This window comes from Tsukamurella serpentis, from assembly GCF_054780975.1.
Map to the genome: position 1 here is coordinate 305,044 of NZ_BAAGVH010000002.1, position 26,482 is coordinate 331,525.

General features: G+C 68.8%; 23 protein-coding genes. 5 read left to right on the forward strand and 18 right to left on the reverse strand.

Annotation, left to right across the window (positions count from 1 at the left end; translation table 11 throughout):
* Positions 1-32: 32 nt before the first annotated feature.
* From iolD to iolC, 4 genes are read right to left on the reverse strand one after another with little or no spacing between them, the layout of a single operon-like run.
* Positions 33-1,991 (reverse strand): 3D-(3,5/4)-trihydroxycyclohexane-1,2-dione acylhydrolase (decyclizing), encoded by a 1,959-nt coding sequence (iolD, locus tag ACYVHG_RS03875; RefSeq protein ID WP_461166110.1) that lies wholly within the window; start codon positions 1,989-1,991, stop codon positions 33-35.
* Positions 1,988-2,932 (reverse strand): 5-deoxy-glucuronate isomerase, encoded by a 945-nt coding sequence (iolB, locus tag ACYVHG_RS03880; protein WP_461166111.1) that lies wholly within the window; start codon positions 2,930-2,932, stop codon positions 1,988-1,990. The genes iolD and iolB overlap by 4 nt, the downstream gene beginning before the upstream one ends.
* 25 nt (positions 2,933-2,957) lie before the next feature.
* Positions 2,958-3,872, reverse strand: a complete 915-nt coding sequence (locus ACYVHG_RS03885) for a Cgl0159 family (beta/alpha)8-fold protein (protein ID WP_461166112.1) — start codon at positions 3,870-3,872, stop codon at positions 2,958-2,960.
* The gene (iolC, locus tag ACYVHG_RS03890) at positions 3,865-4,842 is read right to left on the reverse strand and encodes a 5-dehydro-2-deoxygluconokinase (protein ID WP_461166113.1); all 978 of its coding nucleotides are present in this window, start codon (positions 4,840-4,842) and stop codon (positions 3,865-3,867) included. The genes ACYVHG_RS03885 and iolC overlap by 8 nt, the downstream gene beginning before the upstream one ends.
* A gap of 281 nt (positions 4,843-5,123) precedes the next feature.
* On the opposite strand from iolC, the gene ACYVHG_RS03895 reads away from it, so the two are divergent.
* Positions 5,124-5,864, forward strand: a complete 741-nt coding sequence (locus ACYVHG_RS03895; RefSeq protein WP_461166114.1) for a GntR family transcriptional regulator — start codon at positions 5,124-5,126, stop codon at positions 5,862-5,864.
* A gap of 24 nt (positions 5,865-5,888) precedes the next feature.
* Here ACYVHG_RS03895 and ACYVHG_RS03900 read toward each other — a convergent pair whose 3' ends face one another.
* The 5 genes from ACYVHG_RS03900 to ACYVHG_RS03920 all read right to left on the reverse strand — a co-directional run bounded on the left by ACYVHG_RS03900 (position 5,889) and on the right by ACYVHG_RS03920 (position 11,082).
* A complete protein-coding gene (locus tag ACYVHG_RS03900) occupies positions 5,889-6,710 on the reverse strand; it encodes an ATP-binding cassette domain-containing protein (RefSeq protein ID WP_461166115.1) in 822 nt (273 codons plus the stop codon).
* Between the two features lie 4 nt (positions 6,711-6,714).
* Positions 6,715-7,773: an ABC transporter permease gene (locus ACYVHG_RS03905; RefSeq protein WP_461166116.1), complete on the reverse strand. Its 1,059-nt coding sequence runs from the start codon at positions 7,771-7,773 to the stop codon at positions 6,715-6,717.
* On the reverse strand, positions 7,773-8,795 hold the full coding sequence (locus ACYVHG_RS03910; RefSeq protein WP_461166117.1) for a substrate-binding domain-containing protein: 1,023 nt from the start codon (positions 8,793-8,795) through the stop codon (positions 7,773-7,775). The genes ACYVHG_RS03905 and ACYVHG_RS03910 overlap by 1 nt, the downstream gene beginning before the upstream one ends.
* A 173-nt stretch (positions 8,796-8,968) precedes the next feature.
* Positions 8,969-10,144 (reverse strand): Gfo/Idh/MocA family protein, encoded by a 1,176-nt coding sequence (locus ACYVHG_RS03915; RefSeq protein WP_461166118.1) that lies wholly within the window; start codon positions 10,142-10,144, stop codon positions 8,969-8,971.
* A 137-nt stretch (positions 10,145-10,281) separates the two neighbouring features.
* A complete protein-coding gene (locus ACYVHG_RS03920) occupies positions 10,282-11,082 on the reverse strand; it encodes a fumarylacetoacetate hydrolase family protein (RefSeq protein ID WP_461166119.1) in 801 nt (266 codons plus the stop codon).
* Between the two features lie 88 nt (positions 11,083-11,170).
* Between ACYVHG_RS03920 and ACYVHG_RS03925 the strand changes: the two genes are divergently transcribed.
* Positions 11,171-12,370, forward strand: a complete 1,200-nt coding sequence (locus ACYVHG_RS03925) for an MFS transporter (protein ID WP_461166120.1) — start codon at positions 11,171-11,173, stop codon at positions 12,368-12,370.
* Between the two features lie 77 nt (positions 12,371-12,447).
* Here ACYVHG_RS03925 and ACYVHG_RS03930 read toward each other — a convergent pair whose 3' ends face one another.
* From ACYVHG_RS03930 to ACYVHG_RS03960, 7 genes are all read right to left on the reverse strand, one after another.
* Positions 12,448-13,467, reverse strand: a complete 1,020-nt coding sequence (locus ACYVHG_RS03930) for a 3-isopropylmalate dehydrogenase (protein WP_461166121.1) — start codon at positions 13,465-13,467, stop codon at positions 12,448-12,450.
* Positions 13,464-15,050 (reverse strand): phosphoglycerate dehydrogenase, encoded by a 1,587-nt coding sequence (serA, locus tag ACYVHG_RS03935; protein ID WP_461166122.1) that lies wholly within the window; start codon positions 15,048-15,050, stop codon positions 13,464-13,466. Before serA ends, ACYVHG_RS03930 begins: the two co-directional genes overlap by 4 nt.
* A gap of 100 nt (positions 15,051-15,150) precedes the next feature.
* A complete protein-coding gene (locus ACYVHG_RS03940; RefSeq protein WP_461166123.1) occupies positions 15,151-15,519 on the reverse strand; it encodes a DoxX family protein in 369 nt (122 codons plus the stop codon).
* The gene (locus tag ACYVHG_RS03945; RefSeq protein WP_461166124.1) at positions 15,516-16,115 is read right to left on the reverse strand and encodes a TetR/AcrR family transcriptional regulator; all 600 of its coding nucleotides are present in this window, start codon (positions 16,113-16,115) and stop codon (positions 15,516-15,518) included. The genes ACYVHG_RS03940 and ACYVHG_RS03945 overlap by 4 nt, the downstream gene beginning before the upstream one ends.
* An 89-nt stretch (positions 16,116-16,204) precedes the next feature.
* Positions 16,205-17,242 (reverse strand): ketol-acid reductoisomerase, encoded by a 1,038-nt coding sequence (gene ilvC, locus ACYVHG_RS03950; RefSeq protein WP_461166913.1) that lies wholly within the window; start codon positions 17,240-17,242, stop codon positions 16,205-16,207.
* 15 nt (positions 17,243-17,257) lie between these two features.
* On the reverse strand, positions 17,258-17,761 hold the full coding sequence (gene ilvN, locus ACYVHG_RS03955) for an acetolactate synthase small subunit (protein WP_461166125.1): 504 nt from the start codon (positions 17,759-17,761) through the stop codon (positions 17,258-17,260).
* A complete protein-coding gene (locus ACYVHG_RS03960; RefSeq protein ID WP_461166126.1) occupies positions 17,758-19,731 on the reverse strand; it encodes an acetolactate synthase large subunit in 1,974 nt (657 codons plus the stop codon). The genes ilvN and ACYVHG_RS03960 overlap by 4 nt, the downstream gene beginning before the upstream one ends.
* 304 nt (positions 19,732-20,035) lie before the next feature.
* On the opposite strand from ACYVHG_RS03960, the gene ACYVHG_RS03965 reads away from it, so the two are divergent.
* Together ACYVHG_RS03965 and ilvD are read left to right on the forward strand one after the other, a co-directional pair.
* The gene (locus ACYVHG_RS03965) at positions 20,036-20,551 is read left to right on the forward strand and encodes a PH domain-containing protein (protein ID WP_461166127.1); all 516 of its coding nucleotides are present in this window, start codon (positions 20,036-20,038) and stop codon (positions 20,549-20,551) included.
* Between the two features lie 96 nt (positions 20,552-20,647).
* Positions 20,648-22,489 carry a dihydroxy-acid dehydratase gene (gene ilvD, locus ACYVHG_RS03970; RefSeq protein ID WP_461166128.1) on the forward strand — a complete coding sequence of 614 codons (1,842 nt, stop codon included), beginning with the start codon at positions 20,648-20,650 and terminating at the stop codon, positions 22,487-22,489.
* A gap of 70 nt (positions 22,490-22,559) precedes the next feature.
* On the opposite strand, the gene ACYVHG_RS03975 is transcribed toward ilvD, so the two are convergent.
* Positions 22,560-23,708 (reverse strand): DoxX family protein, encoded by a 1,149-nt coding sequence (locus tag ACYVHG_RS03975; RefSeq protein WP_461166129.1) that lies wholly within the window; start codon positions 23,706-23,708, stop codon positions 22,560-22,562.
* A 76-nt stretch (positions 23,709-23,784) separates the two neighbouring features.
* Between ACYVHG_RS03975 and ACYVHG_RS03980 the strand changes: the two genes are divergently transcribed.
* On the forward strand, positions 23,785-24,909 hold the full coding sequence (locus ACYVHG_RS03980) for a PQQ-dependent sugar dehydrogenase (protein ID WP_461166130.1): 1,125 nt from the start codon (positions 23,785-23,787) through the stop codon (positions 24,907-24,909).
* Positions 24,910-24,970: 61 nt separating this feature from the next.
* On the opposite strand, the gene gatB is transcribed toward ACYVHG_RS03980, so the two are convergent.
* A complete protein-coding gene (gene gatB, locus ACYVHG_RS03985) occupies positions 24,971-26,482 on the reverse strand; it encodes an Asp-tRNA(Asn)/Glu-tRNA(Gln) amidotransferase subunit GatB (RefSeq protein ID WP_461166131.1) in 1,512 nt (503 codons plus the stop codon).

Sequence of the window (26,482 nt, forward strand, 5' to 3'; positions counted from 1 at the left end):
CGTCGGATCGTGGAAGTGGTTGCGGGAGCTAATCAGCCGAGCAGGGGGCGCTGAGCCTTCCGGCGGTCGAGGTATTCGGTGCGGGCGGCGACGGTGCTGTCGATCGTGGAGACCTCGGCGACCGGGACGTCCCACCACGAGTCGCCCTCGGGGGCGTAGACGAGAGGATCGGTGTGGATGCGGATCACGGTCGGCCCCGTACCGGCCTTCGCGGCGCGGACCGCCCCGGTGAGCTCGGCGACGGAGTCCGGCCCGGGCGCGATGTCGATGACGCGCGCGCCGTAACTGCGCGCGTTCACCGCCAGATCGACGGGCAGAGGGCCGCCGTGGTCGAGGCCGGGAGCCGGCACGCCGGCGGACTCGTCCGCGGTGCGGTAGCGGGTGCCGTAACGCTGTGAGCCCACGCTCTCCGAGAGGTGCCCGATCGAGGCGTATCCCTGGTTGTCGACGATGACGACGATCAGTTTGATCCCCTCGGCGACGGCGGTCACCAGCTCGCTGTTGAGCATCAAGTACGAGCCGTCGCCGACCATGACCACGACGTCGCGATCATCGCCGAGGGCGAGCAGGCCGCGCTTGGCGCCCAGGCCGCCCGCGATCTCGTATCCCATGCAGGAGAAGGCGTATTCCACGTGGTAGCCGAGCGGGTCCCGGACCCTCCACAGTTTCTGCAGGTCTCCCGGTAGCGATCCCGCGGCCTGAACGATCACGTCCTCGGGATCCATCGCCGCGTGCACCGCGCCGATCACCTCGGGTTGGCCGGGCAGGTCTGCGCCGGTGGGCACGAGAGCGGTGTCGACGACCGCGTCCCACTCGGCCTTGGCGGTGGCCGCCACCGCGATCGAGGCCGCCGGAACGCGGTGATCGGCGAGTTCGGTGCGGAGCGCCGCGAGACCCTCGCGGGCGTCGGCGACGAGCGGCAGCCGGGAACCGTGCTTGTAGGCGTCGAAGGAGGCCACGTTGAGGTTCACGAACCGCACGTCCTCACTCCGGAACGCCGTGCGGCTGGCGGTGGTGAAGTCGCTGTAGCGGGTGCCGACGCCGATGACCACGTCGGCCTGCGCCGCGATCGCGTTCGCCGCAGCGGTACCCGTGGCCCCCACGCCGCCGAGGTTGAGCGGGTGGTCCCAGGCCAGCGCACCCCCTCCAGCCTGCGTGGTGGCGACCGGGATCGACGTGTCTTCGGCGAACCGGCGCAGTTCGTGCTCCGCACCCGAGTAGAGGACCCCACCGCCCGCGACGATGAGCGGGCGCTGCGCGCCACGGATCGCGGCGGCTGCGCGGGCCAGCGGGCCGCGCTCGGGCACGGGCCGGCGAACGTGCCAGTGCCGGTCTGCGAGGAACTCCGCCGGCACGTCCACGGCCTCGGCCTGGACGTCCTCGGGCAGTGCGATGGTGACGGCGCCGGTCTCCACGGGGTCGGTGAGCACCCGCATGGCGGCCAGCGCGGTGGAGAACAACTGTTCGGGCCGCTGCACCCGGTCGAAGAACCTCGACAGGGGCCGGAAGGCGTCGGAGACCTGCAGCCCGATCTCGTGCGGGTGCTCGAGCTGCTGCAACACCGGATCGGCCACGCGGGTGGCGAAGGTGTCCGAGACGAGTAGCAGCGCGGGCAGCCGGTTCGCGGTCGCGAGTGCGGCACCGGTGAGCATGTTGGCCGCACCCGGCCCAACCGAGGCGGTGCACGCGTAGGTGCCGCGCCGTCGGTGCATCCGTGCGTAGCCGACCGCCTGGTGCACCATGGCCTGCTCGTTGCGGGCCTGGTGATAGGGCATCAGGCCCGGGTCGGTGGCCGCGTACTGCAGCAGTGCCTGTCCGACACCGGCGACGTTGCCGTGACCGAAGATGCCGAAGGTCGCGGGAACGGTGCGCTCACGGACCGTCACCGTGCGCCCCTCGTCGGCCCCGGCGCCGTCGACCTCGTCCACGGTCCACTGGTGCGCGAGGAATTCGATGAGGGCCTGCCCCACGGTCATCCGCCGGGTGCTCATCGCCGGTCTCCTTCGGTCGGTGCGGCCGTGTAGGGCAACCGCGGATCGGGGCCCTGTACGGGCCAGGTCTCCCGCAGCCACGCCTGCCGCGGATCGTCGCTGATCAGCCAGGCTCGCTCCGGGTCGGGGCCGGCCATGACGTTGAGGTAGTAGAGGTCGTACTCGGGGGCGGCCATCGCGGGACCGTGGTAGCCGTACGGCACCAGGGCGATGTCGCCGGTGCGGACCAGGGCGTTGGTATCGATGTCCCCCGCCGCCGACGAGTAGGTGACGAAACCACCGAAGGCGTCGGCGCTCTCGGGCACGATCCCGATGGGAAGGCCCCGCGCGGGCGCCGCCTCGAAGTAGTAGATCTCCTCGAGCCGGGACTCGTGGCCGGCGACGTGCTCGTCGTGTTTGTGGGCGGGGTGACTGCTCCAGTTCCCGCCCGGGGTGATGACCTCGCACACGATGAGCGCGTGTGCATCGAGTACGCCCGGCGTGCCGAAGTTGTGCACCTGCCTCGTGTCCCGGCCGGCGCCGCGCACCTCGACCGGCACCTCCGCGGCGGAGACGTGCCGGGTGGGTCGGCGCCGCGAGGCCGGCGCCTCAGCGATCGCGACCCGCGCCGGGCCCCGGACGGTGAATCCGCCGCCCGCCCCGACGTACAGCACATCGGTGGGACCGTCGAAGACACTGGCGCGACCGGAGAGCGTGACGACGTGGCCCCCGCCGAGGTCCGCCGCGGCGACTGCGTCCAGCTCGACGACGACCCCACCGGAGAGCGGCACCACGATGCGTTCGATGCCGTTCGCGGGCAGTGTGACTGGCGCATCGCCCAGATCCGCGATACGGATCCCGGTATGCGCCCAGCCGGGGAGGGAGTCGTCGACCACCGATTCCCACCCGTCGCGCCGCAGGGCACCGCGGGGGTGGAACCACTCGTTGGGCGTCGTCGCCATCGCGTCCTCTCGTCGGTGTCGGGCTTCAGGCGCCGTGCACGAGGCCGGCGGCGGTGTCCACGGCGGAGGTCACATCGCCGTCGCGGGGGTAGAGCAGGGTGCGGCCGACGACGAGACCGTGCACGCCGGGCAGCGCGAGAGCCTTCGCCCACGAGGCGTACACCGCCGCGGGATCACCTCCCGGGTCTCCGCCGAGGAGCAGTGTGGGCAGCGTGGTCGCCGCCATCACGCGCTCCATGTCGTCGACCACGGGGAGCTTGAGCCAGCTGTAGGCGGAGGTGTTGCCGAGTCCGGAGGCGATGGCGACCGAATTGATCACCGCCTCCGCGGACAGGTCGTTCCCGACCCTGCCGTCGGTCCGCCGGCTCATGAACGGTTCCAACATGATCGGTAGTTTCGCGGCCGCTGCGGCGTCGACCGCGCGGGCCGTGGCCTCCAACGTGACGACGGTGCTCGCATCCTGGAGGTCGATCCGCACCAGCAGCTTGCCGAAGTCGAGGCCGTCGCGCCGCATCGAGGGCACGTCGTACGCGGTGTACCGATCGTCCATCTCGAACGCCGCGCCCCGCAGGCCACCGCGGTTCATGGAGCCGACCACGATCTTGTCGTCGAGCAGGCCCAACAGGGCGAGATCCTCGATGACGTCGGGCGTTCCGAGTACGCCGTCGACTCCGGGGCGGGACAGCGCGATCGCCATCCGCTGCAACAACTCGTAGCGGTCGGCCATGGCCATCGCGTCCGAGCCCACACCGAGCGCGCCCCGAGCGGGATGATCCGCGGCGACGACGAGCAGACGGCGATCGCCCCGGACCAGGGGACGCCGGACCCGCGCGGCGAGCACGTCGGCGATGGCATCGGGATTCTCGTGGCGGGCGGATCGCAGGCGCGCGAAGTCGGTGGCGCCGAGCGGACCGGCTGCGGTCGGGATGGGATCAGACACGATCGACGCCTCGTTCCTCGATGACGGACTCCACCTCGGCTGTGGTGGGCATGGCGGTCGAGCATTCGCGGCGTGAGGCGACGACGGCCCCGGCGACGTTGGCGAAGCGGAGTACGCGGTCGAGCGGCCACTCGGCGAGCAGTCCGTGGCACACGGCGCCACCGAAGCCGTCGCCGGCACCGAGGCCGTTGATGACGTCGACGGCATGCGGCGCGACCTCCACCCGCTGGTCGCGGGTCTTCGCCAGCACGCCCTTGGGTCCCTGTTTCACCACGGCCAGCTCGACGCCGCGCTCGAGCAGAGCATCGGCGGCCCGGTCGGGCTCGGTCTCGCCGACCGCGACCTCGCACTCCTCACGGTTTCCGATCGCGACGGTGACGTGCTCGAGCGCCGCGCCGACCTGCTGTGCGGCGATCTGCGCCGATTCCCAGAACATCGGCCGGTAGTCGAGGTCGAGCACAGTGAGCGGAGCGCGGCCCCGAGCCGCCCATGCCGCGTGGTGCGCGGAGCGGCTGGGCTCGCGGGAGAGGCCCGTCACCGTGGCCCAGAAGATCCGCGCCGACCGGATCGCGGGGAGATCGAGCTCGTCGGCGCCCAGCATCAGATCGGGCGCGATCGGATCGCGGTAGAAGTAGAGCGGGAAGTCGTCGGGCGGGAAGATCTCGCAGAATGTGACGGGCGTGTTCAGGCCCGGCACCTCGCCGACGTACCCGTCGTCGACGCCGAGACGGATCAGCTCCTGATGAACGAAGCGCCCGAACGGATCCGCTCCGGTCGCGGTGATGACGGCGGCGCGCCGGCCGTGGCGCGCCGCGGCCACGGCGACGTTGGTCGCGCTCCCACCGAGGTACTTGCCGAAGGTCTCGACGCGGTCGAGTCCCACACCGTCCTGCAAGGGATAGATGTCGATCCCCACTCGCCCGATGGTGATCAGGTCGAACGGTGCACCGCGGGTACCGGCGTCAGTCATGTGGTGCGGCCCTCCTGAGTCCTGCATTCGGTCGAGACGTGGATCACTTCGGCATCTTTGTCCGGTCAATCTAACAGCTTAGGCCGACAACCTACAAGAGCCCTCAACCTGGAACTTTCTTTCGATCCGACGACAATCCTGGCGCTCGGCCCCTCGCTCGACGAACGGAGAGCGCGTCGATATGTGCGGACATGATCCAGATAGACCACTAAGGCACGATTGTACGAACAAACCCGTCTCAGCGGCCGCATTCCCGGGATCGGTGCACTACACTGCATCGCATGTCCCCTGCCCCGGTCTCGGTCGAACTGGACCGCACCAGCCCCGTACCGCTGTACTACCAGCTGGCACAGGCCCTCGAGCGCTCCATCCTCAACGGCGAGCTGGTGCCCGGCGACCGCATCGAGAACGAGATAGACCTGGCCAAGCGCCTCACGTTGTCCCGCCCCACCGCGCGGCAGGCCATCCAGGCCCTGGTCGACAAGGGCCTGCTGGTGCGTAAGCGCGGCGTCGGCACCCAGGTGGTGCGCAACGAGGTGCACCGCGCCGTCGAACTGACCAGCCTCTACGAGGACCTGATCGCCGCCGGCCAGACCCCGTCGACCGAATTGCTCGACTACCGGCTGGGCCGGCCCGACGAGGAGATCGCCGACGAACTCGGTATCGAACACGACGCCCAGGTGGTATCGATCCGGCGCCTGCGCAGCGCGGACGACGTGCCACTGGCGATCCTCACCAATTTCCTTCCCGCCGAACTCGCACCGGCCCCCGACGAGTTGCAGAGCAAGGGCCTGTACCAATGCCTGCGCGGACGCGGCATCACGATCGCCCAGGCGCAGCAGCGCATCGGAGCCCGGATCTCCGACGACGAGGAGTCGCGCCTGCTCGACGATCCCGCCGGCGGAGCCGTGCTCACCATGCAACGCGTGGCCTTCAACGAATCCGGGACCGCGATCGAGCTGGGCCGGCACGTGTACCGGGCCTCGCGCTACTTCTTCGACGTCTCGGTGTTCAGCCGGTAGCGGTGAACCGCCGGCGGGATCCGGTCACCTGCGTAGCTCGTGACTGAGCGTCTCGAGTTCGTCACCGCCCGCCATCTGAGAAGTCAACTCCTCCAGGGAGATCTCGTCGTAGGCGCAGTCGAGCTTCTGCCGTCCCCGATTGAGTAGCACGAAGTGATCGCCCACCATGTACGCGTGGTGCGGGTTGTGGGTGATGAACACCACGCCGAAGCCCTGATCCCGGGCAGCGGTGATGTAGCGCAACACCATCCCGGACTGCTTGACGCCCAACGCGGCCGTCGGCTCGTCGAGGATCAGCACCCGTGCGCCGAAGTAGATCGCGCGGGCGATGGCCACGCACTGCCGCTGGCCTCCGGACAGCGAACTGATCGGAGCGTCCACGTCGGGCAGGTCGATGCCCATCTTGAACAGCTCATCCTTCGTCGTGGCGCGCATCGTCTGCACGTCCAGGCTCTTGAGCAGACCCGAGCGGAGTTCCTGACCGAGGAAGAAGTTGCGCCACACCGGCATCAACCCGACCACTGCGAGATCCTGGTAGACGGTGGCAACCCCCTTCGAGAGCGCATCCTTCGGCGAGTCGAGCGTGGTCGCCTCCCCGTCGACGAGGACCTCGCCCTCACTGGGCTTGTGCAGCCCCGCCATGGTCTTGATCAGAGTCGACTTCCCCGCGCCGTTGTCGCCGAGGACGCAGGTGACCTCGCCGGGGAACACCCTGAGGTTGATCCCCTTGAGCGCGATGATGTTGCCGTACTGTTTGCCGACGTCCTTGAACTCGATCAACGCGACCTTGTCCGCGCCGGCCTCGAGGTTCTCGGGGATTCCTGCCTGATTGTCGTCCGTGGTCATCGGGTCACCTCTTCGCGGCGAAGTTGCGGAATGCGTTGTTGGCGATCACGGCGAACAGCAACATGATGCCGAGGAAGAACTTGAACCAGTCGGGATTCCAACCGGCGTAGACGATGCACTGATTGACCATGCCGAAGATGAACGCGCCGATCATCGCACCGACCGCCGTGCCGTAGCCACCGGTCAGCAGGCAGCCGCCGATCACCGCGCCGATGATGTACAGGAACTCGTTGCCCACTCCCTGCCCGGACTGCACGGTGTCGTAGGCGTACAGCAGGTGCTGACCGACGAACCAGGCGCAGAAGGCCACGAACATGAACAGGCCGATCTTCACCTTCGTGACCGGAACACCCACCGCTCGTGCGGAATCCTGGTTGCCGCCCACCGCGAAGATCCAGTTGCCGACCCGGGTGCGCATGAGAACGTACGTGGCGACCACCGTGAACAGGATCCACCAGAGCACGGTGACCTTCAGCCCGACACCGAAGACGTGGATCGTCGACGAGAACACGGACTGCGCCGAGGAGAAGCCCTCCATATCGGCGATCGTCGGGGTGGCGACCTGACCGGTGACCATCTTGGTCACGGCCAGGTTGATGCCGGCGATCATGAGGAAGGTGGCCAGCGTGATGAGGAAGCTGGGGATCTTGGTGCGCATCACCATGTACCCGTTGAACGCGCCGACTGCGAGCGAGAGCCCCAGGGCGAGCAGCGATCCCACCCAGGTGTTCAGGTGCAGGTTGTAGGCGAGCATCGACGCCGCGAGCGATGAGAAGGTCACCGCGACACCGGTCGACAGGTCGAACTCGCCTCCGATCATGAGCACCGCGACGCCACAGGCCATGATGCCGATGGTCGAACTGGCGTAGAGCACGGTCGCGAACGACTCCGGACTGCGGAACGGTGGAGCGACGATGAGGAAGAAGACGACGATCGCGACGGCACCGATCAGAGCGCCCACCTCGGGACGCAGGATCAGCCGCTGTAGGGGCTTCTGCTTCTTGACCCGCTCATCGGTGACGGGGGCGTGAGTGCTGAGGTCGAGTGCCTCGTCCGTGGTCATCAGCGGGTACCGCCCTTGGCGAGCTCGGCGACCTTGTCGACGTTGGTCTTGTCGATGAACGCCGGTCCGGAGAACACGGCCTGACCTCCTCCGATGGTGTTGCCGTTGGTGATCTGCAACCAGAGCGAGTCGATCGCCAGATAGCCCTGCAGGTAGGGCTGCTGATCGACGGCCCAGGCCACCTTGCCGTTCTGTATCGCGCCGACGAGCGCCGCATTGGTGTCGAAGGTGACCACCCTGGGCCTACCCGCTGCCCCGTCCACCGCCTTCGACGCGGTCAGCGCGAACGGTGCACCCAGTGCCACGACGGTGTCGATGCTCGGGTCCTGCTGCAGTTTGGCGTTGACCTTCGACTGCACATCGGTCATGTCCTCACCGTTGACGTTGAGGTTCTCGAAGGCTCCACCCGCGAGACCGGTTCGCACACCCGCGCACCGTGATTCGAGCTGGACCTGCCCCTGCTGGTGGATGATGCAGATCGCCTTCTTCGCGCCCTCCTTGGCCAGCCGCTCGCCGACCGCGACGCCCGCGGTGGTCTCGTCCTGACCGAAGTACTGCTGAATACCCATCCGCGCGTAGTCGTTGTAGCCGGCGTTGAAGGCCGAGATCGGGATCCCCGCCCTCTGCGCGTTCTGCACCACGGTCTGGAAGGCGTTCGGAGTGGCGAGCGTGAGCGCGATCCCGTCGACCTTGCTGTCGATCGCCGCCTGCACCAGGTTCGCCTGGTTGGGCGCCTGGGGGTCGTTGGAGTAGCGCAGATTCACGTTGTCCTTCTTCGCGGCCATCTCCGCACCCTTACGGATGAGATCCCAGAAGGTGTCGCCGGGCTGCTGATGGGTGACCATGGCGATGGTCAGCCGCTTGGTGCCCGCCGAGCCGACGCCGGCGCCGCCGTCTCCGGTGTCGCGCGGTGCGCCACCGGTGCTGGAGCAACCCGCCACCGTGATCAGCGCAGCGGTGCAGGCTGCGGTCGCGGCGAGCAGGGTGCGGAGCCTTCGCGGCCGCGTCGTCGTCTTCGTCATTGCGGTATCCCTTCGACCTCAACCGAGTGGGAAGACCCACTCACTGAGCTGAATGTAGTACAGATCACAGCGTTTGCCTAGAGTTTGTTCAGACATAAGCACAATGCCGCTCCGTGCGTACCCGAAGCGGCGTCGGAGCCCGGGCGCCGGTTCGCAGCGACGATCACCGGGTGCTACACCGGCGACACCCAGCGCCCCTCGTCGGCCGAGCGCGTCATCGCGTCGAGCACCCGAGCGCTGCGCACGGCATCCTCGACGGTGGCGCCCTCCGGCACCCCGGTCACGACGGACCGCAGGAAGCGATGCGCCTCGATCACCTTGAGATCGTCGTAACCCATCGGGTTCGCCGAGCCGGGCTGGAAGGCGGCGTAGTCACCGGCGCCGGGCCCGACGTGCACCGTCGAGACGGGCTGGTCCTGGAATCCGGCACCGAGCGCGGTCTCGAGTTCCCCCATGCGGCGGTAGTCCCACCGGAGCATCCCGGCGGTGCCGTGGATCTCGAAACCGTAGGAGTTCTGCTCCCCCACCGCGACCCGGCTCGCCTCCAGCACACAGCGTGCTCCACCGACCAGACGCAACTGCGCCGAGAGGTAGTCCTCGTTCTCGACGGCGCCGCGCACTCCGGAGGTGGCGAGTTGGTGCCCGGACGTGGCGCCCGTGGGCACGGCGCGCTCGGGGATGAACGTCGCCGTATCCGCGACCAGCGCATCGATATCGCCGAGCAGGTACGTGAGCAGGTCGACGCCGTGCGAGCCGAGATCTCCGAGTACGCCGTTCCCGCCCCGGTCGCGCTGATACCTCCAGGTGAGCGCGCCGTCGGGATGGGCTGCGTAATCACTGAACAACCGGAACCGCGCGTGTGTGACGGTGCCGAGCCGGCCGTCGGCGATCATCGCCCGGGCGGACTGCACCGCGGGGGCGTTGCGGTAGTTGAATCCCACGGCGGTGCGACGGTCGTTGCGCGTCGCGGCCCGGGCGACCGCGGCGGCATCGGCCTCGGTCAGCCCGACGGGCTTCTCGATCCAGAGGTGCTTCCCCGAATCGAGGACGGCGACACCGATCTCACGATGGAGGAAGTTCGGCACCGTGACGGAGACGGCGTCGATCGAGGGGTCGTCGAGGACGGCGCGCCAGTCGGTGTGCGCGGCCTCCGCCCCGAAGCGCGCCGCGAAGGACTCCGCGCGGCCCGGTACGTCGTCGGCCACCGCGGCCAGCATCGGCACCGCGGTACCGTCCGGGTAGTGGTGCGGAACACGGGCGTACGCCTGAACGTGCACCCTGCCCATCCAGCCCATGCCGATCACCGCGACTCGCACCGGGACCGGTGCCTGCTGCGCCTCGTCGGGCATCGCGCCCCACCTCCGCGTTCTTCTCGCCGACCGAACGACCTCAGAATGCCAGAACATCAGGAATCATGTCCTGACATTCTCTCAATTTCGAGGAAACCTTCGGCGAGACACCTCGGCGGAGCCGGTGCGCGGCGGGCTCAGCGATCCTCTGCGAGATTGGTGAGGGTGCCGATGCCTTCGACCGTGACGGCCACGTGCTGGCCGGCGGCGATCGGTCCGACTCCCTCGGGGGTGCCGGTGAGGATGACGTCGCCGGGGAGCAGCGTCATCACCGAGGAGATCCACTCGACGATCTCACCGATGGAGTGGATCATCAGCGAAGTTCGGCTGTCCTGCTTGATCTCGCCGTCGAGCTCGGTGTAGATCCGCGCGTCCGAGGGATCGAAGTCGGTCTCGATCCAGGGGCCGAGCGGACAGAAGCTGTCGTAGCTCTTGGCGCGCGTCCACTGTCCGTCGTGGCGCTGTTGATCGCGCGCGGTCACGTCGTTGGCGACGGTGTAGCCGAGGATGACGTCCTTCGCACGCGCCGCCGGGACGTCCCTACAGGGCTGCCCGATGACCACGGCCAGTTCACCCTCGTAGTCCACCTGCTGCGAACTGCGGGGCAGCTTGATCGGTGCGAGCGGCCCGACGATGGACGTGTTCGGCTTGATGAAGATCACCGGATCCTTCGGCGCCTCACCGCCCATCTCCGCGGCGTGGGCGGCGTAGTTCTTCCCGATGCACACCACCTTGCCGGCCAGGATCGGGGCGAGCAACCGCACGTCGTCGAGCGCCCAACTGCGACCGGTGAACTCCGGTGTCCCGAACGGGTGCTCGGCGATCTCACGGGCGCGCGCACCGTCGGCGAGGCCGCTGCCCGGAGCACCGGGGTCCGGTTCACCCTCGATGGCCGCGAAGGCGACCCCGTCACTGCTGGCGATTCGTGCAAGGCGCATGAGCCGAGCCTACCGCTCGACCGGATTACTTCGATCAGCTAGACTTTATCTCATATTGTAAGCGCCTTGTTCCACTGATTGGGATTCGATGGAGATGTCAGCCGCCCGCCGCTGGTGGATCCTGGTGGTGTCCATGACTGCCGCCATCACTACTACCGCGACCGTGAACAGTGCCGCGTTCCTCATCCCCCGGCTCGTCCACGACGGCTTCTCGGTACAGCGCGCGGGACTGTTCGCCGCCAGCGCGCCCGCCGGCCTACTGCTCACCACGATCCTGTGGGGCGCGCTGATCGATCGTTACGGTGAGCGCCGAATCCTGCTGATCAGCCTGACCGGAGCCGCGGTCAGCCTCTCCGGCACCGTCGCCGCCTTCGCCTCCGGCGCGCCGCTGTCGGTCGCCGCGATCGGACTGTTCTTCGCCTCCGCCATGGCCGCGAGCGGTAACGGTGCGAGCGGGCGCATCGTGGTCGGGTGGTTCCCCGCTACCAGCCGCGGCACCGCCATGGGGATCCGGCAGATGTCCCAACCGCTGGGTATCGCCCTCCTGTCGATCTCGATGCCCACGATCGCCGCGCGTACCTCGCTGGCCGCCGCGATGACGGTCCCCCTCGCGGTAGCGGTCGTATCCGTGGTCCTGGTACTGCTGTTCATCGTCGATCCGCCGCGACCGCGGACGAATCCCGTCGCCTCCGCCTCGGACAACCCGTACCGGCAGGATTCGTTCCTCGTCCGCGTCCACGTCGTCTCGGTACTACTGCAGGTCCCGCAGAACGCGGTGTGGACCTTCGGCATCACCTGGCTCATCGTCGGATTGCAGTGGGCGCCCACCAGCGCCGGGTTCCTCGTCTCCGGTAGCCAGCTACTGGGTGCCCTCGGCCGGATCGCCGCGGGCAACTGGTCGGATCGAGCCGGATCGCGCACCTCCCCGATCGGCGGAATCTCGATCGCTGCAGCGGTATCCATGGCAGGGCTCGGGCTGTTCGCCATCGTCGGGCTCCCCGCCGCCGCGATCGTCTTCTTCGTCATCGCGTCCACCGTGGTGGTCGCCGACAACGGGCTCGCGTTCACCGCTATCGCGGAGCGAGCGGGACCGTTCTACAGCGGCCGGGCCCTGGGGATCCAGAACACCGCGCAGTTCGCGGCGACCGTTGCGCTGACTCCGGTCATGGCTGCCGCGATCACCGCGACGAGCTTCGGCACCGTCTTCCTGGTCACCGCGCTGGCTCCGCTGATCGCATACCCGCTCGTCCCCTCCGATGAGTCGAACCGTCAGGCGGCTCCGTCGTGACCGCGGAACAGCAGTAGCCCGGGTCGCTCGGCGGGCGAGCGTTCCGGGCTACTGCGATTCCTTCGGGCCGGCCGCTGCTACGAGCTCAGTGCGGCAGCGATCCGATCCCCCACCTCGGTGGTGCGGATCGGGGCGTCACCGCGCGAGGCGAGGTCGGCGGTCACCGCGTCCTCGATCCGCCGGGCGCCGTCCTCGTTCCCGAGGTGGCGCAACAACATCGCCGTGGACAGGATCGCCGCGGTGGGATCCGCCACGCCCTGGCCGACGATGTCGGGAGCGCTGCCGTGCACCGGCTCGAACATCGACGGATTGGTACCGGTCGCGTCGATGTTGCCGGACGAGGCCAGGCCGATACCGCCGGAGATCGCACCGGCCTCGTCGGTGAGGATGTCACCGAACAGGTTGTCGGTCACGATCACGTCGAACCGGGAGGGGTCGGTCACCAGGTAGATGGTCGCCGCATCGATGTGGCTGTAATCGACTGCCACATCGGGGAACTCGCGAGCGACATCGTCGACCGTGCGCTGCCAGAGCCCGCCTCCGTGCACCAGGACGTTGGTCTTGTGCACCAGCGTCAGCTTCTTCCGGCGGGTACGGGCCAGTTCGAAGGCGAAGCGCACCACACGCTCGGCACCGAAACGGGTGTTGACCGAGGTCTCGTTGGCGACCTCTTGGGGAGTGCCCACCCGGATCGCCCCGCCGTTGCCGGTGTAGGCACCCTCGGTGCCCTCCCGCACCACGACGAAGTCGATCTCGCCCGGGTTCTTCAGCGGCGACTCCACCCCCGGGAACAGCTTCGACGGACGCAGATTCACGTGGTGATCGAGCGCGAACCGCATCTTCAGCAGCAGACCGCGTTCGAGGACACCCGGCGGGACCTTGCGCGGATCGCCGATGGCACCGAGCAGGATCGCATCGTGCTCGCGCAGCGAGGCGAGGTCCTCGTCGGTGAGCAGCTCGCCGTTTCGCTCGTAGCGGCGCGCTCCGAGGTCGTAATCGGTGGTCTCGATCTCGCCGGCCACCGCGCGCAGTACCTTCAACGCCTCCGCGGTGACCTCGGGCCCGATGCCGTCGCCACCGATGACTGCCAGTTTCACGACAGATCCACCGCTGCGACGGTGGTCGCCTCGACGGCGTCGCCGATCGCCTGCTGCACCTCGCCGGCGACGGGCTGGCTCACGCGCAGCAGCACCGTTGCACCGGTACCCTCGGCGTCCTGGCTCAGCGCTGCGGCCTGGATGTCGATACCGGCGTCACCGAGCAGCGTGCCGATCTTGCCCAGCGAGCCGGGCTTGTCACCGTAGGCGATGAGCAGGTTCAGGCCCTCGGCGCGCAGGTCGAAGTTGCGGCCGTTGATGTTGGTGACCTTCTCCACCCGGCTCAGGCCCGAGAGGGTGCCCGAGACGTTCTGGACGGTGCCGTCACCGTACACGGCGCGCACATCCACCAGGCTGCGGTGGTTGGGGCTCTCCGAGACCTTCTCCAGTTCGACGGTGACTCCGCGCTCCTCCGCCAGGGCCGGGGCGTTGACGAAGGTGACCGCGTCTTCGATGATCGCCGAGAACAGCCCGCGCAGCGCCGAGAGTTGCAGGATGTCGACGTTCTCGCTGGCCAGCTCACCACGCACGGTGACGCCGATCTTCTCCGGCAGCTGGCCGGGCAGGCCACCGAGCAGCACACCGAGCTTGCGGGTCAGCTCGAGCCACGGCGCGACCTCCTCGTCCACGGCGCCACCCTTGACGTTCACCGCGTCCGGCACGAACTCCCCGGCGAGCGCCAGGCGCACGCTCTTGGCGACGTCGGTACCGGCACGGTCCTGCGCCTCGGAGGTGGAGGCGCCCAGGTGCGGCGTCACCACGACCTGCGGAAGGTCGAACAGCGGGCTGTCGGTGCACGGCTCGGTCTCGAAGACGTCGAGGCCGGCGCCGAAGACGTGACCGGAGGTGATCGCATCGGCGAGCGCCTGCTCGTCGACCAGGCCGCCGCGGGCGGCGTTGACGATGATGACGCCCTTCTTGGTCTTGGCCAGCAGCTCACGACCGATGAGGCCCTTGGTCTCCGGGGTCTTGGGCAGGTGGACGGTGATCAGGTCCGCGCGCTCGACCAACTCGTCCAGGGTGACCAGCTCGATACCCAGCTGGGCTGCGAGCGCGGGGCTGACGTAGGGGTCGTAGGCGATGATCTTGGTCTCGAACGCGGCCAGACGCTGAGCCACCAGCTGGCCGATCCGGCCCATGCCGACCACACCCACGGTCTTACCCAGGATCTCGACCCCGTTGAAGGAGCTGCGCTTCCAGGTGTGCTCACGCAGCGTGGAATCGGCGGCCGGGATCTGGCGCGCGGTGGCCAGCATCAGGGCGACGGCGTGCTCGGCGGCGGTGTGGATGTTCGACGTGGGTGCGTTGACCACCAGCACACCGCGCTCAGTGGCGGCGGGAACGTCCACGTTGTCGAGGCCGACACCGGCGCGGGCGACGATCTTGAGCTTCGTGGCGGCTGCGAGCACCTCGGCGTCGACGGTGGTGGCCGAGCGGACGAGCAGGGCATCCGCCTCCGGGACCGCGGCGAGCAGCGCGGGGCGGTCGGGGCCGTCGACCCACTTCACCTCGACGCCGTCACCGAGCGCCTCCACTGTCGACGGGGCCAGCTTGTCGGCGATCAATACCACGGGACGGGTCACTTGCGCTCCTCATTCACGGTGCCGGTTGCGACCTCAGCTTAATGACCTGCGCACCGGCGAACTCGCGCCGGGTCGGCCCTGGGCCGGTGAGGGAGCACCGTCAGAGGTAGGACACGATCAGTACCACCGCGGTGAAGGCGAGCATCCCCAGACAGTTCAGCCAGAACGTCGATCCGAGGAACCGGGCCCTGAGGTGGGCGACCGCGGCGCAGACGAAGTACGCCAGCACGCCGACGTTCGCCGCGAACGCCACCCCGGGGACAGCCAGCCCGCCCAGGAGTCCGGCGACGGCGACCAACTTGATCACGATCAGGGTCCACCACCAGTCCCGCGGCAACAGCACCCCGTCGAGACAGTCCTGGATGAACTTCGGCGGGCGCAGCGACAGTAGCGCATCACCGAACAGCGCGGCGGCCAGTGCGGCCGTGAGCCACGGTAGACGGGGGACGTCGATGAAAACGTCGATCATGATTGCTCCTGTTCTCCGAGGATTCGTTGGATCGAGTCGGTGAATTGCCGCGCCGCCTCGTCTCTGCTGATCGCGGCGCCGGCGGTGGCGAACAGCATCCCGATGTAGACCAGGTAGAGGGTGCGGGCGGCACCGCCGGGATCATGGACTCCGGCCGCGCGCAGAATCGCCTCGAACTCGGCACGGAGGTCGTCGGCGAGGTCACCGAAGGTGCGAGAGCGGTGACGCCCCCGGGCGAGGACGGCGGCGTACTCGCGGGAGAGGTCACCGTCGGCGCCGAAGTAGCTGACGAAGGGCCGCACCGTCTCCTGCAACCGGACCGCGGCCTCGGCGCGTGTGAGCGCGGCGGGCGGAGCCCCCTGCGCCCGGCCGGCGTGCACCGCAGCGATCCACTCGTCGACGATCCCGATCAACAGGGCGTCCTTGTCGCCCACGCTCATCACGGTGCCGACGCTGACCCCGGCGGCAGCGGCGATGCCGCGCACGGTGGTACCCGCGAAACCGTGCTCACGGAACGACCGGTCGGCGGCGGCGAGCACGCGCGCCCGGGTGTCGGCCTTCGCCGCACCTCGGGACTGAACACGTTCACTGAACATGTTCAGATGGTAGATCCCGAACCACGGAACAGCAAGCGCCCCGCCGGACCTTCTCGGTCCGACGGGGCGCGTGCGGTGATCTGCGAGGACTAGGCGGTCTCGGTGATCGGACGATCGACCCAGCTCATCAGGTCGCGCAGCTTCTTGCCGGTGACCTCGATCGGATGCTCGGCGTTCTGCTTGCGCAGCCCCTCGAGCTCGGTGTTGCCGTTCTCGACGTTCGCGACCAGGCGACGGGTGAACTCACCCGACTGGATGTCGGCCAGGATCGCCTTCATCCGCTCCTTGGTGTCGGCGTCGATGACACGCGGCCCCGAGAGGTATCCGCCGAACTCCGCGGTGTCCGAGACCGAGTAGTTCATCCGGGCGATGCCGCCCTCGTACATCAGGTCGACGATCAGCTTGAGCTCGTGAAGCACCTCGAAGTAGGCCATCTCCGGTGCGTAGCCCGCCTCGACCATGACCTCGAAACCGGTCTTGACCAGCTCCTCGGTGCCGCCGCACAGCACGGCCTGCTCACCGAAGAGGTCGGTCTCGGTCTCCTCCTTGAAGGTGGTCTTGATGACGCCGGCCCGCGCACCACCGATGGCGGCGGCGTAGCTCAGCGCCAGCGCCTGGCCCTCGCCCTTCGGATCCTGATCGACCGCGATCAAGGCCGGAACACCCTTGCCGTCGACGAACTGACGGCGCACCAGGTGACCGGGACCCTTCGGGGCGACCATCGCGACGGTGACGTTCTCCGGCGCCTTGATCAGGTCGAAGTGGATGTTCAGGCCGTGGCCGAAGAACAGCGCATCGCCGTCCTTGAGATTCGGCTCGATGTCCTCGGTGAAGATCTTGGCCTGCGCGGTGTCCGGCGCCAGCACCATGATCACGTCGGCCCACTCGGCGACCTCGGCCGGAGTGCCGACCGTCAGGCCCTGCTCCTGCGCCTTGGCGCGCGACTTCGAGCCCTCCTTGAGGCCGATCCGCACGTCGACGCCGGAATCGCGCAGGCTCAACGAGTGCGCGTGCCCCTGCGAGCCGTAGCCGATGACGGCGACCTTCTTGCCCTGGATGATCGAGAGGTCGGCATCCTGGTCGTAGAACATTTCGACTGCCACTGTGGTTCGGTGTCCCTTCTGGATTCTGCAGTAGTTAATCTAGCGAGTCGCGGTGATCGACTTCGGGCCGCGGCCCAGAGCGATGACGCCGGACTGGGCGATCTCCCGGATCCCGAACGGATCCAGCACCGCCAGTAGAGCGTCGAGCTTGTCCGGCGTGCCGGTGGCCTCGATGGTCACCGAGTCGGGCGAGACGTCGACGATCTTGGCACGGAACAGGTCGACGGTGTCGGTGACCTGCCCGCGCGAGGTGGCGTCGGCGCGCACCTTGATCAGCATGAGCTCCCGCGCCACCGAGGTGGTGGAGTCCTGCTCGACGATCTTGAGCACCGAGACCAGCTTGTTGAGCTGTTTGGTGACCTGCTCCAGTGGGAGCTCGTCGACGGTGACCACGATGGTCATCCGGCTCACGCCCTTGAGCTCGGTGCCGCCCACCGCGAGGGATTCGATGTTGAAGCCGCGACGGGAGAACAGCGATGCCACCCGGGCGAGCACACCCGGACGGTCCTCGACCAGCACGCTGAGCGTATGAGTGGTGCTCACTTCTGCTCCTCCTTCGGCAGCGTCGCGGCGTCCGGACGCTCCATCGCGGCGTGGATCACCGCGGGCTCGTCGGCCGTGTCGTCCTCGTCGAACAGTGGGCGGATGTCACGCGCGGCCATGATCTCGTCGTTGCTGGTACCCGCCGCCACCATCGGCCACACCTGGGCGTCCGCGCCGACGATGAAGTCGATGACCACCGGGCGGTCGTTGATCTCACGGGCCTGCGCGATCACCGCGTCGACGTCCTCGGCGCGCTCACAGCGGAAGGACACGCACCCCAGCGCCTCGCCCAGCTTGACGAAGTCGGGTATGCGCATCGAGTGCGTCGACAGGTCGGTGCTGGAGTACCGCTGCTCGTAGAACAGCGTCTGCCACTGCCGGACCATGCCCAGGTTGCCGTTGTTGATCACCGCGACCTTGATCGGTGCGCCCTCGATCGCGGCAGTGGCCAGCTCCTGATTGGTCATCTGGAAGCAGCCGTCACCGTCGATCGCCCAGACCTCCTTCTCGGGTGCGCCCATCTTGGCGCCCAGAGCCGCGGGAACCGCGTACCCCATGGTTCCCAGACCGCCCGAGTTCAGCCAGGTGCGCGGCTTCTCGTACTTGACGAACTGCGCCGCCCACATCTGGTGCTGCCCCACACCGGCGCAGTACACCGCGTCCGGGCCGGCCGCGGCGCCGAGCCGCTCGATCACGTACTCCGGGCTCAGGGCCCCGTCGGACGGGGTGTTGTAGGCCAGCGGATAGGTCTTGCGGATGCCGTCGAGGTAGGCCCACCAGAGTGTGAGGTCCGGGGCGGCGATCGTGGCCCGGTCCTCGGAGATCGCGCCGATCAGCTCGGTGATGACCTCCTTGCAGTCACCGACGATCGGCACGTCCGCGAACCGGTTCTTACCGATCTCGGCGGGATCGATGTCGGCGTGGATCACCTTCGCATCGGGGGCGAAGGAATCGAGCCGGCCGGTGACCCGGTCGTCGAACCGCGCGCCGAGCGTGATCAACAGGTCCGAACGCTGCAGCGCCGCCACCGCTCCGACGGTGCCGTGCATACCCGGCATACCCATGTGCTGGGGGTGGCTGTCCGGGAAGACACCGCGGGCCATCAGCGTGGTGACCACCGGGGCGCCGGTCAGCTCGGCCAGCTTCAGCAGCTCCGCCGAGGCCTCCGCCTTGAGCACACCGCCGCCCACGTAGAGCACCGGCGACTTCGCGGCCGCGATCAGCCGGGCGGCCTCGCGGATCTGCTTGCCGTGCGGCTTGGTGACGGGCCGGTAGCCGGGCAGATCGATCTGCGGAGGCCAGGAGAAGACGGTGTCCTCCTGCAGCACGTCCTTCGGGATGTCGACCAGCACGGCACCGGGGCGGCCGCTCTCCGCGAGGTAGAAGGCCTCGGCGATCACGCGCGGGATGTCGGCGGCCTCGGACACCAGGAAGTTGTGCTTGGTCACGGGCATCGTGATACCCGAGATGTCGGCCTCCTGGAAGGCGTCGGTGCCGATCAGCGGGCGCCCCACCTGCCCGGTGATCGCCACGATCGGGACCGAGTCCATCTGCGCATCCGCGAGCGGAGTGACCAGGTTGGTCGCCCCCGGGCCGGAGGTGGCCATGCACACGCCGACCTTGCCGGTGGCCTGTGCGTAACCGGTGGCCGCGTGGCCGGCGCCCTGCTCGTGACGCACCAGCACGTGGCGCACCTTCTGCGAGTCGAGAAGCGGATCGTAGACCGGGAGGATGCAACCACCGGGAATGCCGAAGACCGTGTCCACACCGATCTCCTCGAGCGAGCGGACCACCGACTGGGCGCCGGTGACGCGCTCGGGGGCAACGGTGCGAGCACCGGCGAGGGTGCTCTGCGCGACGTCTGCGACGTGCTGCTTCGAGGCGGCTGAATGCGCGCCGGGGATCCCGGCGCCGGGCTTGCGGGCCCCGGGCTTCTGCCCTGGGTGGGGCCGAGCGGTAGGTGCGCTCACGGCTGGACCTTCTCGTGCTCTGCGGTGCTCTTCTCTACGGACATATCGGCGTGCGGGCCGCCACCCGAAGACTATTCGGGCAACAAAAAACCCCCGTCAGCGGTAGCTGAGCGAGGGTAGCGCGTCGATGCTTGTGTGAAACGGCTGTAACCGGTTCAGGCGGCGACGCGCCGACCGATTACGAGAAGCTGGTAGCTGTGTTTCACACCAGTGAAAGTAGGCGGTGGCGCACAGCCACGTCAAACCAGTGGGCGCTGGCGTCTCACATGATGGGATTTGCCTGCCGCGTGCCACAATGCATGTTATGAGCGAACGCCCCGATCAGCCCGCCGCAGCCACTGGCGCGACCCGCACCGTCACCACCGATCACACCAGTGACACCGCCGTCCCCTACAACGCCGGCGACCGCGTGGTCTTCAAGCACCCCGGCATCGCGCTGCTGGGTGTGGGCCTGTTCGCGATCTGCCTGGCCCCGATCGCCGGTCCGTGGACCATGGGCCGGGCCGTCGACGGCGGCACCGCCGACATCGGCCTGATGATCCTCGGCTGGCTCGTGCTGATCGTCCCGATCCTCGGAGCACTCTGGATCCTGCGGGTCCGCACCGTGATCGGGCCCGAGGGCATCCGGTCCGTGCGCATCGCGCGCACCACCTCGCTCGAATGGGACGAGACCGCCGGGATTAGACTCGGGAAGAACGGTGCGGTGTACGCAGTCCGCACCGACGGCTCCGAGGTGCGACTACCCGCCGTCACCGTCAGCCAGCTCCCCCGCGTCGCAGTCGCCTCCGGCGGCCGCATCCCGGACATCACCGCGGAATAATCCGGAATAACCGCGCCGAACAGGCACTTGTTGTTGTACGGGAGCGATTGCTCCGAATAATCAGCCCGCACCCACCAGATCCGAGGCGAGACGCTCATGCCCCCGCTCCGCTCACGCACCACCACCGTCGGCCGCAACGCCGCAGGCGCCCGCTCGCTCTGGCGCGCCACCGGCCTCACCGACAGCGACTTCGGCAAGCCGATCGTGGCGATCGCCAACTCGTACACCCAGTTCGTCCCCGGGCACGTGCACCTCAAGAACATGGGCGAGATCGTCGCGGAGTCGGTCCGCGCCGCCGGCGGCGTGGCCCGCGAGTTCCACACCATCGCCGTCGACGACGGTATCGCCATGGGCCACGGCGGCATGCTGTACAGCCTGCCCAGCCGCGAGATCATCGCCGACTCCGTCGAATACATGGCCAACGCCCACACCGCCGACGCCCTGGTGTGCATCTCCAACTGCGACAAGATCACCCCCGGCATGCTCAACGCCGCGATGCGCCTGAACATCCCCACCGTCTTCGTCTCCGGCGGGCCGATGGAGGCCGGTAAGGCGGTCATCGTCGACGGTGTCGCCACCGCACCCACCGACCTCATCACCGCCATCTCCGCCTCGGCCAACGACGCCGTCGGCGAGGAGGGTCTCGGCGAGGTCGAACGGTCCGCCTGCCCCACCTGCGGCTCCTGCTCGGGCATGTTCACCGCCAACTCCATGAACTGCCTCACCGAGGCGCTCGGACTGGCCCTCCCGGGCAACGGCTCCACCCTGGCCACGCACGCCGCCCGGCGGGCACTGTTCGAGCGGGCCGGCACCGTCGTCGTAGAAGCGGCCACACGCTACTACCGCGACGGTGACGAATCGGTGCTGCCCCGCAACGTCGCGACCCCGGCCGCGTTCCGCAACGCCATGGCGCTCGACGTCGCCATGGGCGGATCGACCAACACCGTGCTGCACACCCTGGCCGCCGCGCAGGAGGGTGAGGTCGATTTCGACCTCGAGACCATCGACGCGATCAGCCGGAAGGTGCCGTGCCTGTCGAAGGTCTCGCCGAACAGCGACTACCACATGGAGGACGTGCACCGGGCCGGCGGAATCCCCGCCATCCTGGGCGAACTGCGGCGCGCCGGGCTCCTGGAGAGCGATGTGCACACCGTGCACGAGCAGTCCTTCGACGCCTGGCTCGACGACTGGGACATCCGATCCGGTAAAGCCACCGACGAGGCCGTCGAACTCTTCCACGCCGCACCCGGCGGCGTGCGCACCACCGAGCCCTTCTCCACGAAGAACCGCTGGGACAGCCTCGACACCGACGCCGCGAACGGATGCATCCGGGACATCGACCACGCCTACACGGTGGAGGGCGGGCTGTGCGTGCTGCGCGGGAACATCGCCCTCGACGGTGCGATCCTCAAGACCGCGGGCATCGACGAGGAACTGTTCACCTTCGAGGGTCCGGCGGTGGTGGTCGAGTCCCAGGAGGAGGCGGTCTCGAAGATCCTCGGCAAGCAGATCAGCCCCGGTGACGTGATCGTGGTGCGCTACGAGGGCCCCAAGGGCGGACCCGGCATGCAGGAGATGCTGCACCCCACCGCGTTCCTCAAGGGCGCGGGGCTGGGCAAGGTGTGCGCACTGGTCACCGACGGACGCTTCTCCGGCGGCACCTCCGGCCTGTCGATCGGCCACGTCTCCCCCGAAGCCGCTGCGGGCGGTGTCATCGGGCTGGTCGAGAACGGTGACCGGATCCGCATCGACGTGCACACCCGCGCGCTGGAGGTTCTCGTCGACGACGACGAACTCGCCCGCCGCCGAGCCAAGATGGACGCCTCCGAGCGTCCGTGGCAGCCCAAGGACCGCGAACGCACCGTCACCACCGCGCTGCGCGCGTACGCAGCGCTGGCCACCTCCGCCGACCGCGGTGCCGTCCGGCACGTGCCCTGATCGGGCCACCCGGCTGACGAACGAGCCCCGGTTCCGCAAAGACGGAACCGGGGCTCGGGTCGTTCTCGGGTCAGCGCTTGACCAACGGGTTCGCTCCGTTGAGCAGCACCCACACCGCGACCGAAGCACCGATCGCGATCAGCAACCACACCACCGAACCGATGTGCGGCCGACGCGACCAGCCGCGGTTGAAGTCCAGCGACAGCTTGCCCGGGCCGGTGAGGATGATCGCGACCGCGGCGAACAGCAGCAGCAACTCGAACTCGACGCCCTTGTCCTTGGAGAAGAACACGAATCCGCTGCCCACGGTGGTGAGCTTGAACAGCGTGGCCGAGAGCATCACGCCGACGATCCCGGCTGCGGCGATCGGAGTGAGCAGGCCCAGGACCAGCATCACGCCGCCGCCGAGCTCGATGACACCGGTTCCGATGGCGATGATCTTGGTGAAGCGCTCGAAACCGAGGGACGGATCGGCACTGTTCTGCAGCGCCGAGGCGAATCCGTCGATTCCCGGTCCGCCCCAGATGCCGAACAGCTTCTGTGCACCGTGCGCCGCCAGGATCACACCGACGATCACCCGCAGGATCAGCAGGCCCAGGTCGGTGGTGCCGCGCCGACCGGCCTTGCGCGCCTCCTCCAGTTCCGCCGACGTGACGGTGACCGGCTTACCGAAGCGGCGGCCCGAAGGCGGCGCGATCTGCTCGGTCGCGGCGGACTCCACCGGCAGCCCCTCGGCCTCGGCACGGGCCTGAACGGCGCGCTCGCGGCCCCGCCGCCGATTGTGACGCTTACCGAACTCGTCCCGCTCGTCACTGGACAGCGCGGCGGCGCCGACCGCCCCGGCCCCCACTGCTCCGGCGCCGAGCGCAGCGGCGCCCGGCTTGGAGATCGCGGTGGTCTCGGCCTCGGGTGCCGGGTTGAAGGGCTCGGCGGCCGGCGCGGTGGAGCCGGACCGGTCCTGCGTCGGGGAGTCGGGGGGGTCCGCCGGTGCCGCTGCCGGGTCCTCCGACGGGACGGCGGCGGACGCACTGGGCTCGTCCCGGTACCGCGGCAGCACGGGACCGATGCCGGTGTCGGAGTCGTCGTGCGGGTCGAGTACGAACCCGCCCGTGGGGTGCCGTTCGCCGAAACGTGGCAGTTCGCCTGTGGACGAGAAGTCATAGGGCGACTCCGCCGCGCCCTCCGTGCTCTCGTTCTGGGTTCCGTCCTTGTCCTTCACGTACCCCAGAGTAGAGCGCTGCCGGGCCCGGTGGCGGGAGCGAACCGCGGCCACACCGAATCGGTAGGGTGGCGGCATGAGTGAGGGGACCCGCCGTGCGCTCACCACCACGGCCGCTGCCGTGCTGGCGGCGACGATGGCGGTGTCACTGCTCGCCGGGTGCGCCGACTTCAGCGACAGCGAGGCCGCTCCGTTCACCGGCCCGCCCACCGGCCAGGCGCCGAAGAAGCCCCCGCCCCCGCCGCAATTGCCCAGCAGCGGTCCCAAACCGCCCGGGCCCTGCATCGATCAGGATCCGCTGGTGCTGGCCACCTGCCTGAACGAGCCGACCTCACTGATCACCACCGCCGAGATCGACCACGCCTACGTCGCCGAACGCGGTGGGGTGATCACGTACACCACCACCGACCAGCCGAACCGCGAGGTCCTGCGGATCCCGGTGGACACCGCGGGCGACGGTGGCCTCACCTCGATCGCCCTGTCTCCGTCGTACGAGCAGGACCGGTTGTTCTACGCCTACATCAGCACCCCCACCGAGAACCGGGTGGTGCGGGTGACTCCGGGAGACGAGCCGAAGGTCATCCTCGGAGGGATCCCGAAGGGGGCGTCGGGTAATGCCGGCTCACTGGTGTTCGCCGGACCGGACCTGGTCGTGGCCACCGGGAACACCGGCGACCCCGCCGCCGCGCGGGATCCGGGTTCGCTGGCCGGCAAGGTTCTGCTGCTCCCCTCCCCCGGCACCGTCACCCCGGCGCGGCCGAAGGTACTGGCCACCGACGGCGGCACCCGGGCGTCACTGTGCCGGGCGAACAAGGGACCGATCTTCATCGCCGATCAGGGCCCGGCCCAGGATCGGCTGCGGGTGCTCACTCCCGGCTCCCCCACCACCGACGCCTGGACCTGGCCGGACCGGCCCGGCCTGGCCGGCTGCGCGGTCACCGACGCCGGGGTGGTGGTCAGTTCACAGCGCACCGGCAAGGTGGAACTGGTGCAGTTGCCGGACGGCTCCACCACCGCGGACCGTGAGCCGGTCCAGGTCCTCGACCGCACCCGGTACGGCGTCTTCGGGCGGCTGGCGACCGGACCGAAGGGCATGCCTCAGGGCCTCACCACGAACAAGCCGACACCCACCGCACCCACCGACGACCGGGTGGTCCTGGTGCCGTTGCCGAGCGGAGATTCCAAGGCCGGGGACGACTGACCGCGCCTGCCGCCCGCTGAGTCCGGCGCCCGGCGGCTCCGGGCTACCGGCGGCTCCGGGGCTATTCGCAGGCGGCGAGCACCAACTCGCGCACCCGCGCGGCGTCGGCCTGGCCCCGGGTGGCCTTCATGACGTCGCCGACGATCTTGCCCGCGGCCTGGACCTTTCCGCTCTTGATCTTCTCCACGATGTCAGGGTTCGCGGCCAGGGCCCCGTCGACCGCCGTCTGCAGCGCACCGTCGTCGCGGACCACCTCGAGTCCGCGCGCGGCGACCACCTCGTCCGGCTCACCCTCGCCGTCGAGCACGCCGACGATGACCTGCTGGGCGAGCTTGCTGGTGAGCTTGCCCTCATCGACCAGGGCGATCACCCGGGCCACCTGCGCCGGGGTGATGGACAGCGCTTCGAGGTCCACGCTGCGGGTGTTGGCCTGCTGCGGCAGGAAGCTGCCCCACCAGGATCGTGCCGCGTCCGGCGTGGCGCCGGCGTCGACGGTGGCGATGATCTTCTCGATCGCGCCGAGATTCACCAGATCGCGCATCACTTCGTCGGAGAGGTTCCACTCGGACTGGATCCGGGCCCGGCGCAGCCACGGCAGTTCGCCGATGGTGGCGCGCAGTTGTTCGACCAGTTCGGCGGGCGGCGCGACCGGGGCGAGGTCGGGGTCCGGGAAGTAGCGGTAGTCCTCGGCGGTCTCCTTGCGGCGGCCCGCGGTGGTGGTGCCGTCGCCCTCCTGGAAGTGGCGGGTCTCCTGGATCACCTCACCGCCACCGTCGAGCACGGCGGCCTGGCGCCGCATCTCGTAGCGCACAGCGACCTCGACCGAGCGCAGCGAGTTGACGTTCTTGGTCTCGGTGCGGGTACCGAACTCCGCGCGGCCGACCGGCTTGAGTGAGACGTTCGCATCGCAGCGCATCGAGCCCTGGTCCATGCGCACGTCCGAGACGTCCAGCGAGGCCAGCAGATCACGCAGCGCGGTCACGTACGCACGGGCGATCTCGGGGGCACGCTCCCCGGCGCCCTCGATCGGGCGGCTGACGATCTCCACCAGCGGCACACCGGCCCGGTTGAAGTCGAGCAGCGAGTGCGAGGCGCCGTGGATGCGGCCGGTGGCCGAACCCACGTGCGTGGACTTGCCGGTGTCCTCCTCCATGTGCGCACGTTCGATGTCCACCCGCCAGGTGCTGCCGTCCTCCAGCGGGACGTCGATGTAGCCGTCATAGGCGATCGGCTCGTCGTACTGACTGATCTGGTAGTTCTTCGGCTGGTCCGGGTAGAAGTAATTCTTGCGCGCGAACACCGACGAGGGCCGGATCGAGCAGTTCAGAGCCAGCCCGATCCGGATGGCCGAGCGAACGGCCTCGTCGTTGACCTTCGGCAGTGCGCCGGGCATCCCGAGGCAGGTCGGGCAGACCTGCGTGTTCGGCTCGGCACCGAACTCGGTACGGCAACCGCAGAACATCTTGGTCGCCGTACCGAGCTCCACGTGGACCTCCATACCCATCACGGGCTCGTAGCGGGCGACGACGTCCGCGTACTCGGGAAGATCGATGTCGGAGAGGTCCACACTCAT

Bases quoted from the DNA above. Each gene is read 5' to 3' on its own strand.
- ACYVHG_RS03980 (WP_461166130.1), top strand. From the start codon at position 23,785: ATGAGTGAGGGGACCCGCCGTGCGCTCACCACCACGGCCGCTGCCGTG.
- ACYVHG_RS03940 (WP_461166123.1), bottom strand. From the start codon at position 15,519: ATGATCGACGTTTTCATCGACGTCCCCCGTCTACCGTGGCTCACGGCC.
- ACYVHG_RS03925 (WP_461166120.1), top strand. From the start codon at position 11,171: ATGGAGATGTCAGCCGCCCGCCGCTGGTGGATCCTGGTGGTGTCCATG.
- ACYVHG_RS03920 (WP_461166119.1), bottom strand. From the start codon at position 11,082: ATGCGCCTTGCACGAATCGCCAGCAGTGACGGGGTCGCCTTCGCGGCC.
- ACYVHG_RS03915 (WP_461166118.1), bottom strand. From the start codon at position 10,144: ATGCCCGACGAGGCGCAGCAGGCACCGGTCCCGGTGCGAGTCGCGGTG.
- iolB (WP_461166111.1), bottom strand. From the start codon at position 2,932: ATGGCGACGACGCCCAACGAGTGGTTCCACCCCCGCGGTGCCCTGCGG.
- ACYVHG_RS03945 (WP_461166124.1), bottom strand. From the start codon at position 16,115: ATGTTCAGTGAACGTGTTCAGTCCCGAGGTGCGGCGAAGGCCGACACC.
- iolD (WP_461166110.1), bottom strand. From the start codon at position 1,991: ATGAGCACCCGGCGGATGACCGTGGGGCAGGCCCTCATCGAATTCCTC.
- ACYVHG_RS03905 (WP_461166116.1), bottom strand. From the start codon at position 7,773: ATGACCACGGACGAGGCACTCGACCTCAGCACTCACGCCCCCGTCACC.
- ACYVHG_RS03910 (WP_461166117.1), bottom strand. From the start codon at position 8,795: ATGACGAAGACGACGACGCGGCCGCGAAGGCTCCGCACCCTGCTCGCC.
- ACYVHG_RS03900 (WP_461166115.1), bottom strand. From the start codon at position 6,710: ATGACCACGGACGACAATCAGGCAGGAATCCCCGAGAACCTCGAGGCC.
- ilvD (WP_461166128.1), top strand. From the start codon at position 20,648: ATGCCCCCGCTCCGCTCACGCACCACCACCGTCGGCCGCAACGCCGCA.
- ACYVHG_RS03965 (WP_461166127.1), top strand. From the start codon at position 20,036: ATGAGCGAACGCCCCGATCAGCCCGCCGCAGCCACTGGCGCGACCCGC.
- gatB (WP_461166131.1), bottom strand. From the start codon at position 26,482: ATGAGTGTGGACCTCTCCGACATCGATCTTCCCGAGTACGCGGACGTC.
- ACYVHG_RS03895 (WP_461166114.1), top strand. From the start codon at position 5,124: ATGTCCCCTGCCCCGGTCTCGGTCGAACTGGACCGCACCAGCCCCGTA.
- iolC (WP_461166113.1), bottom strand. From the start codon at position 4,842: ATGACTGACGCCGGTACCCGCGGTGCACCGTTCGACCTGATCACCATC.